13 protein-coding genes and 1 riboswitch are annotated in these 16,886 nt (G+C 71.1%); of the genes, 5 read left to right on the top strand and 8 right to left on the bottom strand.

What is annotated here, in order from left to right:
- The 4 genes from ACYVJ3_RS00375 to ACYVJ3_RS00390 all read right to left on the bottom strand — a co-directional run bounded on the left by ACYVJ3_RS00375 (position 1) and on the right by ACYVJ3_RS00390 (position 4,526).
- Positions 1–858: a bifunctional methylenetetrahydrofolate dehydrogenase/methenyltetrahydrofolate cyclohydrolase gene (locus ACYVJ3_RS00375; protein WP_460850488.1), complete on the bottom strand. Its 858-nt coding sequence runs from the start codon at positions 856–858 to the stop codon at positions 1–3.
- A gap of 20 nt (positions 859–878) precedes the next feature.
- Positions 879–2,465: a bifunctional phosphoribosylaminoimidazolecarboxamide formyltransferase/IMP cyclohydrolase gene (gene purH, locus ACYVJ3_RS00380; protein ID WP_460850489.1), complete on the bottom strand. Its 1,587-nt coding sequence runs from the start codon at positions 2,463–2,465 to the stop codon at positions 879–881.
- A gap of 31 nt (positions 2,466–2,496) precedes the next feature.
- Positions 2,497–2,571, bottom strand: a riboswitch (ZMP/ZTP riboswitch).
- A gap of 11 nt (positions 2,572–2,582) precedes the next feature.
- A complete protein-coding gene (gene purN / locus ACYVJ3_RS00385) occupies positions 2,583–3,191 on the bottom strand; it encodes a phosphoribosylglycinamide formyltransferase (protein WP_460850490.1) in 609 nt (202 codons plus the stop codon).
- A 27-nt stretch (positions 3,192–3,218) separates the two neighbouring features.
- On the bottom strand, positions 3,219–4,526 hold the full coding sequence (locus tag ACYVJ3_RS00390) for a cell division protein PerM (RefSeq protein ID WP_460850491.1): 1,308 nt from the start codon (positions 4,524–4,526) through the stop codon (positions 3,219–3,221).
- Positions 4,527–4,618: 92 nt separating this feature from the next.
- On the opposite strand from ACYVJ3_RS00390, the gene ACYVJ3_RS00395 reads away from it, so the two are divergent.
- From ACYVJ3_RS00395 to ACYVJ3_RS00410, 4 genes are all read left to right on the top strand, one after another.
- Positions 4,619–6,589, top strand: coding sequence for a SigE family RNA polymerase sigma factor (locus tag ACYVJ3_RS00395; RefSeq protein WP_460850492.1), 1,971 nt, complete (start codon positions 4,619–4,621; stop codon positions 6,587–6,589).
- A 79-nt stretch (positions 6,590–6,668) separates the two neighbouring features.
- Positions 6,669–7,178 (top strand): RNA polymerase sigma factor, encoded by a 510-nt coding sequence (locus tag ACYVJ3_RS00400; RefSeq protein ID WP_460850494.1) that lies wholly within the window; start codon positions 6,669–6,671, stop codon positions 7,176–7,178.
- On the top strand, positions 7,171–9,237 hold the full coding sequence (locus ACYVJ3_RS00405; protein ID WP_460850495.1) for a hypothetical protein: 2,067 nt from the start codon (positions 7,171–7,173) through the stop codon (positions 9,235–9,237). The genes ACYVJ3_RS00400 and ACYVJ3_RS00405 overlap by 8 nt, the downstream gene beginning before the upstream one ends.
- Positions 9,238–9,311: 74 nt before the next feature.
- Positions 9,312–9,899 (top strand): hypothetical protein, encoded by a 588-nt coding sequence (locus ACYVJ3_RS00410; protein WP_460850496.1) that lies wholly within the window; start codon positions 9,312–9,314, stop codon positions 9,897–9,899.
- A 70-nt stretch (positions 9,900–9,969) separates the two neighbouring features.
- Here ACYVJ3_RS00410 and sucD read toward each other — a convergent pair whose 3' ends face one another.
- Both sucD and sucC read right to left on the bottom strand, forming a co-directional pair.
- Positions 9,970–10,851, bottom strand: coding sequence for a succinate--CoA ligase subunit alpha (gene sucD / locus ACYVJ3_RS00415; protein WP_460850497.1), 882 nt, complete (start codon positions 10,849–10,851; stop codon positions 9,970–9,972).
- Between the two features lie 18 nt (positions 10,852–10,869).
- Positions 10,870–12,033, bottom strand: a complete 1,164-nt coding sequence (gene sucC, locus ACYVJ3_RS00420) for an ADP-forming succinate--CoA ligase subunit beta (protein ID WP_460850498.1) — start codon at positions 12,031–12,033, stop codon at positions 10,870–10,872.
- A gap of 318 nt (positions 12,034–12,351) precedes the next feature.
- On the opposite strand from sucC, the gene ACYVJ3_RS00425 reads away from it, so the two are divergent.
- Entirely contained in the window at positions 12,352–13,335 is a 984-nt protein-coding gene (locus ACYVJ3_RS00425) for a M23 family metallopeptidase (RefSeq protein WP_460850499.1), read from the top strand.
- A 323-nt stretch (positions 13,336–13,658) separates the two neighbouring features.
- Here ACYVJ3_RS00425 and ACYVJ3_RS00430 read toward each other — a convergent pair whose 3' ends face one another.
- Positions 13,659–14,258, bottom strand: coding sequence for an FMN-binding negative transcriptional regulator (locus ACYVJ3_RS00430; RefSeq protein WP_460850500.1), 600 nt, complete (start codon positions 14,256–14,258; stop codon positions 13,659–13,661).
- A complete protein-coding gene (gene pcrA, locus ACYVJ3_RS00435; protein WP_460850501.1) occupies positions 14,258–16,744 on the bottom strand; it encodes a DNA helicase PcrA in 2,487 nt (828 codons plus the stop codon). The genes ACYVJ3_RS00430 and pcrA overlap by 1 nt, the downstream gene beginning before the upstream one ends.
- Positions 16,745–16,886: the final 142 nt, after the last annotated feature.

Here is a 16,886-nt window from a genome sequence, read left to right on the forward strand (position 1 = left end):
TCAGGCGTCGGCCGCGGCCTTCTCCGCCATCGCGACGACGTTGGCGAGCAGCATCGCGCGGGTCATCGGCCCGACGCCGCCGGGGTTGGGCGAGACCCAACCGGCCACGTCCCACACGGACGGGTCGAGGTCGCCGGCGATCTTGCCGTCGACGCGCGAGACGCCCACGTCGAGCAGGGCCGCGCCCGGCTTGACCATGTCGGCGGTGATGATGCCGGGGACGCCTGCGGCGGCGATGACGATGTCGGCGTTGCGCACGTGCGCGGCCAGGTCCCTGGTACCGGTGTGGCACAGCGTGACCGTGGCGTTCTCGGAGCGACGCGTGAGCAGCAGGCCCATCGGGCGACCGACGGTCACTCCCCGACCGACCACGCACACCTCCGCGCCGTTGATCTCCACGTCGTGGCGGCGGAGCAGCTCGACGATGCCGTACGGCGTGCACGGCAGCGGCGCCTCGTTGCCGAGCACCAGCCAGCCGAGGTTGGTCGGGTGCAGGCCGTCCGCGTCCTTGGCGGGGTCGATCAGGCCCAGGACGCGGTTCTCGTCGCGGCCCTTGGGCAGCGGCAGCTGGACGATGTAGCCCGTGCAGGCGGGGTCGGCGTTGAGCCGCGCGACCGCGGCCTCGATGTCCTCCTGCGTGGCGTCGGCCGGCAGGTCCTCACGGATCGAGGCGATGCCGACCTCGGCGCAGTCCTTGTGCTTGCCGCCGACGTACCACTTGGAGCCCGGGTCGTCGCCGACCAGGACGGTGCCGAGGCCGGGGGCGATGCGGCGCTCGGCGAGCGCCGCGATCCGGACCTTCAGCTCCACCTTGATGGCGGCGGCGGTGGCGTTGCCGTCGAGCTTCTGCGCAGTCACGTGGTTCAGCCTCCCAGAGATCAGTGGAAGAAGTGGCGGGTGCCGGTGAAGTACATCGTCACGCCGGCGGCCTTGCAGGCCTCGACGGTCAGCTCGTCGCGGACCGAGCCGCCGGGCTGGACGATCGCCTTGACCTTGGCGTCGATGAGGATCTGCGGGCCGTCCTCGAACGGGAAGAACGCATCGGAGGCGGCGACCGAGCCGGCGGCACGCTCCTCGCCCTCGACGAGGGAGTTGGCGCGCTCGACGGCGAGCTTGCAGGAGTCGACGCGGTTGACCTGGCCCATGCCGATGCCGACCGAGCCGCCGTCCTTGGCGAGCAGGATGGCGTTGGACTTGGCCGCGCGGCAGGCCTTCCACGCGAACGCGAGGTCCGCGAGGGTCTGCTCGTCGGCTGCCTCACCGGTCGCGAGCGTCCACGACGCCGGGTCGTCGCCCTCGGCGTCGACGTGGTCGACCTGCTGCATCAGCAGGCCACCCGAGATCGGGCGGGTCTCGACCGGGGAGCCGCCGTCGACCGGCGCGACGAGGATCCGGATGTTCTTCTTGCCCTGGAGGATCTCGACGGCGCCCTCCTCATAGGCAGGCGCGACGATGACCTCGGTGAAGACGTCGGCGACCTGCTTGGCCATCTCGACGGTGACCGGGCGGTTGGCGGCGATCACGCCGCCGAACGCGGAGACCGGGTCGCAGGCGTGCGCCTTGGCGTGCGCCTCCTCGATGGAGGTGCCGACTGCGAGGCCGCAGGGGTTGGCGTGCTTGATGATCGCGACCGCGGGCTCGTCGAAGTCGTTGGCGGCACGGCGCGCGGCGTCGGTGTCGACGTAGTTGTTGTACGACATCTCCTTGCCGTGCAGCTGCTCGGCCTGCGCGAGGCCGGCCGGGCCGAAGCCGTTGAGGTAGAGCGCGGCCTTCTGGTGGGGGTTCTCGCCGTACCGGAGGACGGCGGACTTGTCGTAGGTGCCACCGATCCACGAAGGAAAGCCGGTGCCCTCGCTGCTGTCGGTGAGGACCGAGCCCATCCAGGAGGCGACGGCGACGTCGTACGACGCGGTGTGCACGAACGCCTTGGCGGCCAGCGCCTTGCGCTCCTCGTAGGTGAACCCGTCGCCCTGCGCTGCGGAGAGCGCGCGGGCGTAGTCGGCGCCGTCGGTGACGATCGCGACGGAGGGGTGGTTCTTGGCGGCGGCGCGGACCATGGACGGGCCGCCGATGTCGATCTTCTCGATGCAGTCGTCGACGGACGCGCCGGAGGCGACGGTCGCGGCGAACGGGTAGAGGTTGACCACGACGAGGTCGAACGGCTCGACCTCGAGCTCGGCGAGCTGCGCGACGTGGTCGTCGAGGCGGCGGTCGGCCAGGATGCCGGCGTGCACGCGCGGGTGCAGCGTCTTCACGCGGCCGTCGAGGCACTCGGGGAAGCCGGTGAGGTCCTCGACCTTGGTGACCGGGAGGCCGAGCTGCTCGATGAGGGCGGCGGAGCCGCCGGTGGAGACCAGCTCGACGCCGGCCTCGGCCAGGCCCTTGACGAGGTCCTCGAGGCCCGTCTTGTCGAAGACGGAGACGAGCGCGCGCTTGATCGCGATCTTGTCGGGAGTGGCGGACATTGAGGGGCTCCTCATCGGTCGGTGATCTCGATGAGGGCACCCAGGCGGTCGATGCCGATCTCTGCTCCCCGGTGGTCGCCCACCTGCGCCAGTCGCAGGACTGACCTTACCGGCGCCTCAGTCGCCGAGGCGAACCCGCCGACCGTCGATCCTGAACCCCTCGCGCGCCATCCGTCCCACGTTCTCCACCAGCATCGCGCGCTCCGCGACCTTGATCCGCTCGTGGAGCGTCTCGACGGTGTCGTCGTCCTCGACGGGTACGACGGTCTGGGCGACGATCTGACCGGTGTCGACGCCCGCGTCGACGACGAAGAGGGTGGCCCCGGTGACCTTCACGCCGTACTCCAGCGCGTCCTTCGGCCCGGTCATGCCGGGGAAGCTCGGCGACAGCGCCGGGTGCGTGTTCACGGTCTTCCCACCGAAGACCGCGAGGAACTTCTCCCCCACCAGCTTCATGAAGCCCGCGAGCACGACGAGGTCGGGCTCGAAGGCCGCGACCTTGTCGGTCAGCGCGCGGTCCCAGTAGGGGCGCGAGGTGTGGTCGGAGAGCTTCGCCACGAACGTCGGTACGCCGGCGCGCTCCGCGCGGGCCAGCCCCTCGATGTCGTCACGATCCGCACCCACGGCCACCACGTCCACGCCGTACGCCGGATCGGCGGCCGCGTCGAGCAGGGCCTGGAGGTTCGTGCCACTGCCGGACACCAGGACGACCACGCGTGCGCTCACAGGCGCTGATCCTAGTGATGCGGCAGGTCAGCGACCGAACGGAAGCCGCTCGCGCAGGGCGTGGGCCTGCTCACGGCCGCCCTGCTGCCACCAGGTCATCACCAGCGCGCCGAGAAGGGCGGCGATGCCGAAGGCCGCCATCGAGCTGAGCAGCACGCCGGCGGTGTCGGGGCCCACGTGGCGCATCCGGCCCGGGCCGACGGCGCCGCCGGAGACCCGGGTGGCGACACCGAGCACGAGCCCGCCGAGGATGCCGCCCGCGCAGCCGCGGATCGCGGCCTCCTGTAGGCCCGCCGCCGGGCAGAGGTGGTGGATCCGCGCGCCCGCTGCGAACGCCACCAGGACCGGCGTGACCAGCAGCCACGGCACCCAGCCGGGCACCGGGCCGCCGTCGGGCAGCGCCGCGAGCAGCGGGAACATCGGCAGGGGGCCGAGGATGACCAGGGTCGGGGACACGGCGGTGCCGCCGCCGACGGCGAAGCCGGGGCCGAGCAGGTAGCTGCTGGAGAACAGCGCCGCGTTGGGCACCACCGCGAGCGAGACGACCAGCAGCAGGACCAGGTCCCCGGTGCCCACGTGCAGCTGCGAGGTCAGGTTGGCGGCGGTGGAGAAGTCGACGACGAACGCGATCGCGAGGACGGCCGTCGCGAACCACAGCCACCAGGTGAGCAGGGTGCGCACCAACCGCGCCACGATGCGTACGCCGAGCGGCAGGCCACCCACCCACACGGCCGCGCGGCCGGAGCCACGCGCGATGGCGGGCACGCCGACGACCAGGCAGAGCGCCAGCGAGGCGGCCACGACCCGGGGCGTGCTCGGTGAGGTGCCGATGGTCGAGGTGAGGGAGCTGACCAGCACGGCGACGACGGCGTACGCCATCGTGAACAGGCCGCCGACCAGGGGGACGGTCAGGTCGCGGGCGCCGTCGGACAGGCCGCGTACGTCGGGACCGTGACCCGACACCGCCTCGCCGACGCGGTGCCCGGTCCGCCAGATCGCCCACGCGACGAGCAGGGTGAAGCCGAGCGGGATCGCGGTGATCCGCGCGCCCTCGACGCTGATGCCCGAGCCGTGCGCGAGCAGCCAGCCGAACGCACCGACGCGCAGCGCACCGCTGGGCGCGCCCTCGCCGCCGGCATCGTTCAGGAACCAGCCGATGAGCGCGATGACCATCGCCACGACGAGCGGGCCGAGGGCCGCGCCGGCGCCACCGATGACGGCGGTGGCGACGAGCGGGCGGCGCGAGCCGGCGTCCTCGCCGCCCTCGTCGGAGCCTCCTCCGGAGGGGTCCCGACGACCCAGGGCACGTGCGATTGGAGCGGGCAGCGAGGTCATGGCCACTCCATGATGAACCACCCACCCGAGGCGATCGATGCAGCCACGCCGACCCACCGGGACCCACCCGTATGCCGTACCGTGGGCGCCCCATGACCGACGCAGCCACGCCCCCCACCGCAGCGCGTCGATCGCCCCGCTCAGGGGGTGCGATCGAGCGCTCGTCCGCGTTCGACGAGTTCTACAAGGACTCCCGCGACCGGCTGCTCGTCCAGACCGTCGCGCTGACCGGCGACCTGACCGCTGCACGCAGCGCGGTCCGCGACGCGTACGTCGTCGCGTGGCACCACTGGCGCAAGATCACGCGCCAGGGCGACCCCGAGAACGTGGTGCGCGGCTACGCCTACCGCTTCGGCCTGCGCCGGCGCTCGGCCCGTCCGTTCGCCCGACGCAAGGACGGCGACGACTCCGCCCGCGAGACCCTCGAGGCGCTCGCCGGCATCTCGCTGACGCAGCGCAAGGCCGTGATCCTCACCCAGCTCGCCGGCGTGGACATGCCGCAGGCGGCCCGCGAGATCGGCGTACCCCTCGACAGCGCGGAGCGCGAGCTCGCCGCCGGAGCCGCCCTGTTCGCCCACGACCGCGGCATCAACACCGGTCACATCCACGACACCCTCGTCGGCCTGGAGAGCATGACGCGCAGCATCAGCTGGCCGCGTCCCTCCATCATCCGGCGCGCGGGCAGCGCACGGCGCCGCGCGCACACCCTGATCGGCGCAGCCGCCGCCGTCGCCGTCTTCGGCGCCGCGGGCGCGATCGTCACCGACACCACCGGCCTGCGCCCGCTCCTGGACCGCGAGGCCCGGGTGAAGGCGGCCGCCCACACCGAGGGCGGCCCGCGCGAGGTCAACCTCCCCGAGACCGCGCTGCTGACGGCTGACCCGCTGGTCAAGCGCCTGCACGACAAGGGCTGGATCCTCGACGGAACGACCGACAACTCGGCCGGCAACGGCCTGGCGCAGCCCTGCCAGAACACGAGGTACGCCGACCCGCGGGGCGCGGCCGCCTATGTACGCCGCTTCCACGTCGGGACGGGCGCCCACGCGCGCGCCTACGTCCAGTCCGTCGAGGCCTCGAACAACCTCGCTGCGGCCCAACGCGCCTACAAGAACGCCCTGGCCTGGTTCACCGCGTGCGAGCCGCCGGCCGGCCGGACCTCGGCCACCCTGCCCCAGGTCCACCTCGTCTCCACGGCCACGACGGCCAAGGTCGGCGACGACTCCGCACTCGTCGTGCTGCAGGTCGCGAAGCCCGCGGCGACGTACGTCGTGGGCCTGGCCCGCACCGGCCAGTTCACGACCGCCACGTCGCTCCGTCTCGATCAGCCGGTGCGCCCGAGCACACGGACCAGCAGCGCCGGGCTGCTCGCCGACGCGGTCAACCGCCTCTGCGCCCTTCCCGAGGGCGGCGCCTGCGCCCCGATGAGCCCGAAGGTCACCGACGCACCCGCGTTCCCGGTGGGCACCTCGGCCTCGCTGCTCTCCGAGATCGACCTGCCGACGATCGGCAAGACCGGCGCCAAGGGTGTGGGCCGGCTGGTCGGCACCACCCCGCGCGAGGTCGTCGGCGACCGCTCCGACGCCAACGTCCTCGGCTGCGACGTCATCCACCTGGTGCAGGACTACGACGGCACCGCGATCAGCAGCAACCTGATCCGCAGCTTCGTCTTCGTCAACAGCAAGCTGCCCAAGGAGACCGGCCTGACCGAGGTCGTCGGCTCGCTCCCCCGCCGCCGGGCGGTCGGCTTCGCCGACAAGATGGCCCACCAGGTCGAGCGGTGCCCGGCCCTCGACGCCAGCCTCGGCACCAAGGTCGACAGCCTGGCCAAGGAGCACACCCGGACGATCGACCTGCGCGCCTGGCGGATGTCGACCGAGCTCCCCGGCAACCGCAGCGTCACCTACAACGTGGCCGTGGTCCGCAACGGCGGCGCGCTGGCCCAGATGATCTACGTCTCGGCCCCCAAGGCGCGCATGGCCGACCGCGACTTCGTCGCGCTCTCGAAGCGTGCCCTCGAGCGACTGGCCGAGCTTCCGGCGTACCGGGCGCCGAAGAAGGGCTAGCCTCCGAAAGAACGTGCAACCCGGCGCCGGCCCCACGCGTATCCGATGAGAAAGCTCGGAACCAGGAAAGGGGGCTCAGGTGGACGAAGCAGAGTTCGACGAGTTCTACGCCGCGTCGTTCCGCCGCGTCAGCGCGCAGGTCTACGCGATGATCGGCGACTTCGACGAGGCGACCGATTGCGTCCAGGAGGCGTTCGTCCGGGCCTGGGCCCACCGGCGGAAGCTGGAGAAGGCCGCCTACCCCGAGGCGTGGGTGCGGACGACGGCCTACCGGCTCGCCGTGAGTCGCTGGCGCCGCCGGCGTACGGCGCAACGCCCGCAGGACCGTGCGCTGGGCAGCACCGGTGTCACGCGGGAGGTCGACGAGTCGCACGTCGCGCTCGTCGCCGCGCTGCGCCAGCTCCCCGCCGAGCAGCGCCAGGCGCTGGTGCTGCACCACATCGCCGACCTTCCCGTGCAGCAGGTCGCTGCCGAGGTCGGCTGCCCCGAAGGAACCATCAAGGCCCGGCTCAGCCGCGGCCGCACCGCACTTGCCGCCCTGCTCGCAGACGATGCCGGCGGCCTCCCGGGAGGAGTGAGCCATGTCTGACCCGATGGAGAAGCTGAACCGATTCGGCGCCGATCTCGGCACCGAGACGCAAGGAGCCCCGATGCCCCTGTCCGCCAGCGAGGTACGCCGCCTCGGCGACCAGCGGCGTCGCCGTGGCACCGCCCTCCGCTCCGGTGTCGCCGCGCTGGCGATCGCCGCCATCGCCCTGCCGATCGCCCTGACCGCCGGCCACGGCGGCAGCACCCCCGGCGCCACCACCGACCCCCACCAGGTCATGGGCGGCGTGGGCGAGATCAACGTGCTGACCGACGCCCAGACGACCTACTCCAGCGACTACCACTGGCAGCAGACCGCGAGCCTCGCCGGCGACGGCGACGCGATGCCCACCCCGTGCGCGCAGCAGACGCTGAGCGGCCTGGGTGCCACCTCGGCGTACCACCGTGACTGGCAGCTGGCCGACAGCAACGGCCCGCTCTCGGGGCCGGCGACGGTCGACCGGCTCGCGGAGACGGTCGGTCAGTACGACAGCATCCAGGCCGCCCGCGGCGTCGTGGAGAAGCTGGCCCAGCAGATCGCCACCTGCGACCTGCCCGACTCCCAGCACTACACCGCCAACCGGCCGCAGAACATCGACACCGGCAACCCCGACGACATGGCGATGTTGATCGAGACCAACTACCTCGCCAAGCCCTATCGCGACGAGGACGGCCGGTTCATCCAGGTCGGCCTGGTCCAGAGCGGTGACCGGGTGGCCGTCCTCGACCTCCAGGTCGCCGGACAGGACTTCAACGTCTCGCCGGCTCCGGTCGCGGCGATGCTGCCGGACGCGGCCCACCGGCTGGTGGCGACCACCTCGGACCCGTCGCCGTCCGCCGGCGCCTCGTCGGTCGAGGAGTCCCAGCTCGTCCGGGCCTCGGACGTCACCTACCAGGCCGGGATGTCGTGGAAGCAGACCTACTCCGGCATCGGCGACGTGCAGGCGCAGTTCAGCATCTGCGCTCAGCGCCCGCTGAACGCCATCGGTGCCGGCACGGTGGTGCAGCGGAACTTCACCGCGACCTCCGACGAGACCGGCGAGATGGCCGACGCCTACCTCATGGAGACGATCGGCGACTTCGGTTCACCGCAGGCCGCAGGCACGGCGATCACGACCCTGCGCGACTGGTACACCCGCTGCACGCCGCAGGGATCCGACCACTACGCGCTGCTCGACCCGTGGGAGCGGCTCGACGCCCCCGCCGGCGTGACCGCCCAGCACGTGATCGCGCAGTACGGACCCGCCGAGGCCGCGCCTGGCACCCAGTTCGACGTCGGCCACCGCAAGGACCTGAGCTGGTACGCCGACGTGTCGCTGGTGCAGGACGGCAGCCGGGTCGCGGTCCTGGTCCAGAACGCGCTGATGGTCGACTACGACACCACGTACATCACCTCGACCGACGACGACGTGGACGTGGCGATCCAGCGGATGCGCGGCCAGGCACCGAACCCGACGTCCGCCACCGAGCGCCCGTCGGCCGGGTCGCTCGGCGGCGTACCGACGAGCATCCCGGCGACGTTCCCGCTCGACGCCGGCTGGGAGGACAAGCAGCCCGAGGGACCCGACAGCCTCGGCCCGGCGAAGGCCGGGTCCGCCCCGGTAGTGCTCGGCACCGGGTGCGCCAGCCAGCCGTTCGCCTGGCCGGCCCACGTCGACCAGATGGGTGCCTACTTCCACAACCCGGAGGACAACACCGACCGGATGCTGGTGACGTTCCGGGACGCCGACGCTGCGGTGGCGGCGACCAAGGCGATCGTCGATGCGTACCGGGCGTGCCCCTCCGCGCCGAGCCAGCCGGCCGGCTACGTCACGCACTACTCCGTGGCGCGCAGCTCCACCAGCGGCGACTCGTGGGAGATCTCCCAGTGGGACACCGACAACGGCAACCCCGCGCTCGGCACCCAGGCGATCCACGTGATCCGTGTGGGCCTGGCGGTCCTGGTCCTCAGCGTCGGTGGTGAGGGTGACCACGACTCCATGCCGGACTACTTCACGGCGCTCAACCACGACGCGGCGCAGCCGATCGCGGCGATGTGCACCTTCACCGAGGCGGGTTGCTGAGCACCGGTTCGAGACAGCCGAAGAAAGTTCGGGCGCCCTGCAACCGCAGGGCGCCCGTCGGCATCTACCGAGACATGAAGAAGATCCTCGGCGCCCTCGCCCTCAGCCTGTTCACCCTGGTCGCGTTCCTCGTCCCCTCGCTCGGCAGCTCGCCCGCGAACGCGGCCACCGGCACCCAGACCGCGGTCACCGTCCGCGTCACGAACTGCGGTGGCTGCCAGGTCACCGCGGCTTCCTTCAAGAACCTGCACGGCCCGGTCTGGACCAGCAAGGCCCGCACCGTCCGCAACGGCCGCGTCACCTTCTACCCGCCGACCGCCCGGACCGCCGGCCTCGAGTTCTTCGTCAGCGACCCGAAGGCCGTCAACCTCGGCGCCGTGCCCGTCGCGGTCCTGCGGTACGCCGGCAAGACCGCCGGCCAGGCGGTGACCCCGCGCCAGGCGCGCACCGGCAAGAACGGCTTCTCCTGCTGGGCCGGCACCAGCCGCGCGCGGGCCAGCCTCGAGCTCACCGTCGACCGGTACGCCGCCACCGGCGTGGACGGCACCACCGGCTACAGCATCCGCGCGTACGCCGACCCGACCCTGCGCACCGTCGGCAACTCCTACCCGCTGGTCAAGGGGATGCTCGGCGCCCAGGACGTCCCGCCCTGCTTCCACTGATCACCGCGACAGACACGAAGGCCCGCCCCATCGGGGCGGGCCTTCGGCGTACTGCTGGCTGATCGGGAGGTCAGAGGTTCTTCATGACCTCACGCATGAGCTCGGCGGTCTCGGACGGCGTCTTGCCGACCTTCACGCCGACGGCCTCGAGGGCCTCCTTCTTCGCCTGCGCGGTGCCCGAGGAGCCGGAGACGATGGCGCCGGCGTGGCCCATGGTCTTGCCCTCGGGGGCGGTGAAGCCCGCGACGTAGCCGACGACCGGCTTGGTGATGTGGTCCTTGATGTAGGCCGCAGCACGCTCCTCGGCGTCGCCACCGATCTCGCCGATCATCACGATCGCCTTGGTCTCCGGGTCGTCCTCGAAGGCCTGGAGGGCGTCGATGTGGGTGGTGCCGATGATCGGGTCACCACCGATGCCGATGGCGGTGGTGAAGCCGTAGTCACGCAGCTCGTACATCATCTGGTAGGTCAGCGTGCCCGACTTGGAGACGAGACCGATCGGGCCCTTGCCCGCGATGGTGTGCGGCGTGATGCCGGCCAGCGACTCCTCCGGCGAGATGATGCCGGGGCAGTTCGGGCCGATCATCCGGGTGCTCTTGCCCTGGAGGTAGGACCACACCTCGGCGGTGTCCTGGACCGGGACGCCCTCGGTGATGACGACCATCAGCGGGATCTCGGCGTCGATGGCCTCGATGCAGGCGTCCTTGGTGAACGCCGGCGGAACGAAGAGGACGGACACGTTCGCGCCGGTCTCCTTCATGGCCTCGGCGACGGAGCCGTAGACGGGCAGCTCCTGGCCACCGATCTCAGCGGTCGTGCCGGCCTTGCGGGCGTTGACGCCACCGACGATCTGGGCGCCGGCGTCGAGCATGAGGGCGGTGTGCTTGGAGCCCATGCCACCGGTCATGCCCTGGACGATGATCTTGCTGTCCTTGTTGAGGTAGATGCTCATTGTTCTCTGCTCTCTATCTCAGGCGTTCGCCAGCTCGGCGGCCTTGTCGGCCGCTCCGTCCATGGTGTCGACCTGAGTCACCAGCGGGTGGTTCAGCTCGTTGAGGATCGCGCGACCCTGCTCGACGTTGTTGCCGTCGAGGCGTACGACGATCGGCTTGGTCGCCGTGTCGCCGAGGATCTCGAGCGCGCCCTTGATGCCGTTGGCGACCTCGTCACACGCGGTGATGCCACCGAAGACGTTGACGAAGACGCTCTTGACCTGGGGGTCGTTGAGGATCACGTCGAGCGAGTTGGCCATCACCTGGGCGTTGGCGCCACCGCCGATGTCCAGGAAGTTGGCCGGCTTCACGCCGCCGTGGTTCTCGCCGGCGTATGCGACGACGTCGAGGGTCGACATGACCAGGCCCGCGCCGTTGCCGCAGATGCCCACGGAGCCGTCGAGCTTGACGTAGTTGAGACCGAAGTCCTTGGCCTTCGACTCGAGGGCGTCGGCCTCCTCGCGGATCTCGAACTCCTCGTGGTCGGGGTGACGCACCTCGGAGGCGTTGTCGTCGAGCGACACCTTGCCGTCGAGGGCCTCCAGCTTGTCGCCCTCCAGGCGAGCCAGCGGGTTGACCTCGACCAGCGTCGCGTCCTCCTCGACGAAGACCTTGTACAGGTTCTCGATCATGGTGACGGCCTGCTCGAAGACCGGCGCCGGGAAGGCGGCCTCGGTCGCGATCTCGCGCGCCTTGGCGGCGTCGACGCCCTTGCCCGGGTCGATCGCGATCTTCTTGACGGCGTCGGGGTTGGTCTTCGCGACCTCCTCGATCTCGACACCACCCTCGACGGAGGCGATGCAGAGGTACTGACGGTTGGCGCGGTCCAGCAGGAACGAGAAGTAGTACTCCTCCTGCGGCGGCGTCGCCGGCGTCACCAGGACGCGGTTGACCGTGAGGCCCTTGATCTCCATGCCGAGGATGGCGTCAGCGGCGGCGTACGCGTCCTCGGGGGTCTTGGCGAGCTTGACGCCACCGGCCTTGCCACGGCCTCCGGCCTTGACCTGCGCCTTGACGACGCAGAAGCCCATCTCCTCGGCGGCGGCCTTGGCGGCGTCGGCCGTCTCGACAACGACTCCGAGGGTGGTGGTCACGCCGTGCTTGGCGAAGAGCTGCTTCGCCTGGTACTCCATCAGGTCCACTGATCAGTCCTCATCTAGTTCGGGGCGCGGCTCATCGGCTGCGGTTCCTCGGGCACCCTAGTCGCGCTGCGCGGCCACGGCGAGGGCTACCCCCGGGTAGGTGACGTGCTTCACGCGGATTCTGCTGTTTACCCAGTCGTCCACAGGGCATGCGCCTACGATTTCGGTCCAGGTCCTGAACGTAATAAGGTTCCGAGAGATTTTCGGCAGGCACGTTCCCCCAACGCACACCCTTGCAGGAGTCATCAGTCCATGGGCAACCACCGAGCGGATCACGGTCCGGATCACCGACCTCGCTCGACCGACTCCGCTCCCTACGTGGGTCGCCGCGTCGCCCGCCCCGTGGACGTCACGGTCGAGGAGTCCGCTCCCGTCTTCCGCGAGGACGTCCGCGTCGAGGACCAGCTGGACCTTCGTCGTACGACGCCCTCGCCGACCGTCGAGATTCCCGTGCTGAGCGCCCACGAGCTGCGTGCCGAGGTCGCCGCCGCGACCACCGGCTCCGGAGTCCTCAAGCCGGCCGTCCCCGGCAAGCGTCGCGCCGTCGCGCACGCCGGCTCGCGCGGCCCGCTGTTCAAGGGCCTGCCGTCGATGCCGATCCTGGTCGGCGCCGCGACGCTCGCGATCGCCGTCGGCGGTGCCGTCACCACCAGCCACACCCACCTGACCAGCAACGAGACCGCGCTCCCAGCGCCCAACGCGATGAGCGGCTCCTTCGGCGCCGGCAGCCAGGGCACCCGGAGCGAGACCGTCAGCCGCGACTCCGACCGCCAGACGCTGCAGGGCGCCACCGGCACCGACCTCGTCGACGAGGCCGACCGCGTCTCCGCGCAGCGCAACAGCGCCCTCAGCCAGCTGACCAAGGCCGCCGAGAAGCAGGCCCAGGTCATCGCGCTGAACCGCTGGATCACCCCGATCACCCCGGGCGTCTACCACCTGACCGCCCGCTTCGGTCAGTGCTCGAGCCTGTGGGGCAACTGCCACACCGGTCTCGACTTCGCCTGCCCGACCGGCACCCCGATTCACGCGGTCGCCGACGGCGTGATCGCCTCGACCGGGTACGACGGCTCCTACGGCAACAAGACCGTGCAGACCCTCCCGGACGGCACCGAGCTCTGGTACGCCCACCAGACCGCGTTCAACGTCTCCCCCGGCGAGCACGTCCGCCAGGGCCAGGTCATCGGGTACGTCGGCTCGACCGGCAACACCACCGGCCCCCACGTCCACCTCGAGGTCCGCCCCGGTGGCGGCGACCCGGTGGACCCCTTCGCCGCGCTCGTCCAGCACGGCATCACGCCCTGATCCGGCACGAGCGCGTCGCCGCTTTGAGGCGCCTAGCCTCACTTACCCGCCTCGGCTCCTCCGGTCGCTGCGCTCCCTACGTCGCCTCGTCGGGTGCGCTCGGCAACCGGCGCCTGCGGCGCCGCGCTGCCGCGCCGCGGTCGAGGTCCGCTCGGTGCAAGGCTCGTTGGCGGCCCCGGCCGACGCTCGAGCAATCACCGTGACGAGTCCGCCATCGTCGCCGTAATCGGACGTACCAGTACGGAGCGCGTTGCCGCTCTGAGCACCCGTTCAGCCACGCCGCGCCACACCAGTCACAACGGGTACGTCCGGTTACGACGACCTCAAAGAAGGTCACGCATCTGCCGGGCGACCGGGTGGTCGCCGAGGCCGGCGATGACGCCCTCCCGGTCAGCGAGCGACCGGTTCTGGGAGAGCTTGGCCTTCGCCTCGACCTTCTCGACCTGCAGCTCGAGGCCGACGATCGCCTTGAGCATGCCGTCGATGAAGGGCGAGGGCGCGTCGGTGACGGCCCAGGGCTCAGCGCGCGCCGCCTCGTGCCGGTCGGTCAGCGCCGTGACCGCATCGCGCAACCAGTCGGCGTCCTCAATCACCGTGAGCCGGCCGGTCAGGTGCACCGAGGAGTAGTTCCAGGTCGGGACGACGCGACCGTGCTCGGCCTTGGCGGCGTACCAGCTCGGGGTGACGTAGGCCTGCGGACCGCCGACGACCAGCAGCGCCGGGCTGTCGGGCGCGATCGTGCGCCACTGCGGGTTGGCGCGCGCCATGTGCGCGATCACCCGGTCGCCCTCCCAGAGCACCGGCAGCAGGGTCGCCAGCGGGTAGCCGTCAGTGCCGACCGTGATCAGCTCGCCGGCGGCGTACGCCGACACCATCTCCCGAGCCGCGACCTCGTCGACCGCGTTCGACCCCGGGACGTACATCAGAGCTTCTCGACCGGGGCGTAGCGCAGCAGGAGCCGCTTGACGCCGTCGCTGCCGAAGTCGATGGAGGCGACCGACTTCTCCGCGACGCCCTCGACAGAGACGACCGTGCCGAGGCCGAAGGAGTCATGGGTGACCCGGTCCCCGGGCTCGAGGTTCGGGATCGCGCGGGCCGGCTTGGACTTCGCGGCGGCGTCGGCACGGGCGGCGGCGCTGGAGAAGTTGCGGCGACCGGCCGCGGTGGGGGCACCGAGTCGCTGGCCGTCGTACCCACCCCTGTCCTGGGAGGCGTACGTCGGCCGCGCCCACTGTGCCTGCTCGGCCTCGGTGCGCTTCCAGTCGACGAGGTCGACAGGGAGCTCGCTGAGGAAGCGGGAGGCCGGGTTGTGCGCGGGCGCACCCCAGGCCGAGCGGACCACGGCGCGGGAGACGTGCAGGCGCTGGCGGGCACGGGTGATGCCGACGTACGCGAGACGGCGCTCCTCCTCGAGCTCGCTGCGGTCACCGAGAGCGCGCGAGTGCGGGAAGACGCCGTCCTCCATGCCGGTGAGGAAGACCGCCGGGAACTCCAGGCCCTTGGCGGTGTGCAGCGTCATCAGCGTGACCATGCCGGTGTCCGGCGGGGCGTCGGGGTCGTCGTCGGGAGCATCGGGGATCTGGTCGCTGTCGGCGACCAGCGCGACCCGCTCGAGGAAGTCCGCCAGGCCCGGCTCGACCAGGCCGGCGTCGACGTCGGCCGGGTCGGCGGACGGCGCGGCGATCGGGTCCTCGGCGAACTCCCGCGCGACCGCGACGAGCTCGGCCAGGTTCTCGATCCGCGACTCGTCCTGCGGGTCGTCGGACTCCTCGAGGCTCTTGAGGTAGCCCGAGCGGTCGAGTGCCGACTCGAGGATCACGTCGGGCCGCTCGGCGGCCTCGACCATCTGCATCAGCTCGTTCATCACCGCGACGAACTGCTCGATGCTCTTCTGGCTGCGGGTGGCCAGACCGGGTGCCTGGTCGGCGCGCTGCAGGGCCTCCCAGAACGTCAGCCGGTCGCGGTCGGCGAGCAGCGTGATCGCCAGGACCGCGCGATCGCCGATACCGCGCTTGGGGGTGTTGAGGATCCGCCGCATCGACACCTGGTCGTCGGGGTTCACCAGCGCGCGGAGGTAGGCGAGCGCGTCGCGGATCTCGCGGCGCTCGTAGAACCGGACGCCGCCGACGACCTTGTAGGGCATGCCGGTGCGCATGAAGATCTCCTCGAAGACCCGGCTCTGCGCATTGGTCCGGTAGAAGACCGCGACGTCGCCGGCGCGCATCCCCTGGTCGGTGAGCTTGTCGATCTCGGAGGAGACGAAGCGCGCCTCGTCGTGCTCGGTGTCGGCGACGTAGCCGATGATCTTCTCGCCGTCGCCGGCGTCGGACCACAGCCGCTTGGCTCGGCGACCCTCGTTGCGGTCGATCACCGCGTTGGCGGCGGTCAGGATCGTCTGGGTCGAGCGGTAGTTCTGCTCGAGCAGGATCGTGCGCGCATCGGGGAAGTCGTTCTCGAAGTCCATGATGTTGCGGATGTCGGCGCCACGGAACGCGTAGATCGACTGGTCGGCGTCACCGACGACCATCAGCTCGGCGGGAGGTACGACGTCGACCCCGGCGGTCGTCGAGCCTGCCGAGACGTCGTCGAAGTCCTGCCCGCAGAGCTGATGGATCAGCGAGTACTGCGCGTGGTTGGTGTCCTGGTACTCGTCGACGAGCAGGTGCCGGAACCGGCGGCGGTAGGTCTCGCGGATGCCCGGCTTGGTCTGGAACAGCCGGACGGTCTCCATGATCAGGTCGTCGAAGTCGAGGGCGTTGGCCTCGCGCAGTCGCCGCTGGTAGAGCTCGTACGCCGCGGCGTACGTCTCCTCGAAGCTGTTCTTGGCATCGGCCTTGACCTCGGCCGGGTCGCGCAGCTCGTTCTTGTAGGAGCTGATCTGGTGCAGCACCGGGCCGGGCTGGAAGCGGCGCGGGTCGAGGTTGAGGTCGCCGCAGACCATGGCGATGAGGCGCTTCTGGTCCTGGGCGTCGTAGATCGAGAAGTTCGACTTCACCCGCTCGTAGCCGAGGTGCTCGGCCTCCTTGCGCAAGATCCGCACGCAGGCCGAGTGGAACGTCGAGACCCACATGATCTTGGCGCGGCCACCGACCAGATCGGCGACGCGCTCCTTCATCTCCGCGGCGGCCTTGTTGGTGAAGGTGATCGCCAGGATGCTGCCGGGGTGGGCGTTGCGCTCCTGGATCAGCCAGGCGATGCGCCGGGTCAGCACGCGGGTCTTGCCCGACCCGGCACCGGCCACCACGAGCAGCGGCGGACCGGCGTGGATCACGGCCTCGCGCTGCGGGTCGTTGAGACCCTCGAGCAGCTCCTCGGGGCTCGGACCGCGACGGGTCGTCCGCGCCTCCGCCGCAGCCGGTGCGGCGATCAGGAGGTGCTCGAAGCCGGGCAGCGAAGGCGTGTCAGTCATGCTGCGACCAGCCTACGGCCGAGGTCCGACGGCGGGCCTGCTGGTGGGGTGGGGCGGGGCGGCCTGGACGCGGCGTAGTAACACGTCGTTCGGGCGTCCTTCACGCCGTCGGAGGTTGTTCCACGTCGTCACGACAGCGTGG

This window comes from Nocardioides montaniterrae (genome assembly GCF_054782655.1).

What these genes read in the sequence shown, in the direction of transcription:
- purH (WP_460850489.1), bottom strand. Translation starts at nt 2,465, where the DNA reads ATGTCCGCCACTCCCGACAAGATCGCGATCAAGCGCGCGCTCGTCTCC.
- ACYVJ3_RS00390 (WP_460850491.1), bottom strand. Translation starts at nt 4,526, where the DNA reads ATGACCTCGCTGCCCGCTCCAATCGCACGTGCCCTGGGTCGTCGGGAC.
- ACYVJ3_RS00395 (WP_460850492.1), top strand. Translation starts at nt 4,619, where the DNA reads ATGACCGACGCAGCCACGCCCCCCACCGCAGCGCGTCGATCGCCCCGC.
- ACYVJ3_RS00405 (WP_460850495.1), top strand. Translation starts at nt 7,171, where the DNA reads ATGTCTGACCCGATGGAGAAGCTGAACCGATTCGGCGCCGATCTCGGC.
- ACYVJ3_RS00410 (WP_460850496.1), top strand. Translation starts at nt 9,312, where the DNA reads ATGAAGAAGATCCTCGGCGCCCTCGCCCTCAGCCTGTTCACCCTGGTC.
- sucD (WP_460850497.1), bottom strand. Translation starts at nt 10,851, where the DNA reads ATGAGCATCTACCTCAACAAGGACAGCAAGATCATCGTCCAGGGCATG.
- ACYVJ3_RS00430 (WP_460850500.1), bottom strand. Translation starts at nt 14,258, where the DNA reads ATGTACGTCCCGGGGTCGAACGCGGTCGACGAGGTCGCGGCTCGGGAG.
- pcrA (WP_460850501.1), bottom strand. Translation starts at nt 16,744, where the DNA reads ATGACTGACACGCCTTCGCTGCCCGGCTTCGAGCACCTCCTGATCGCC.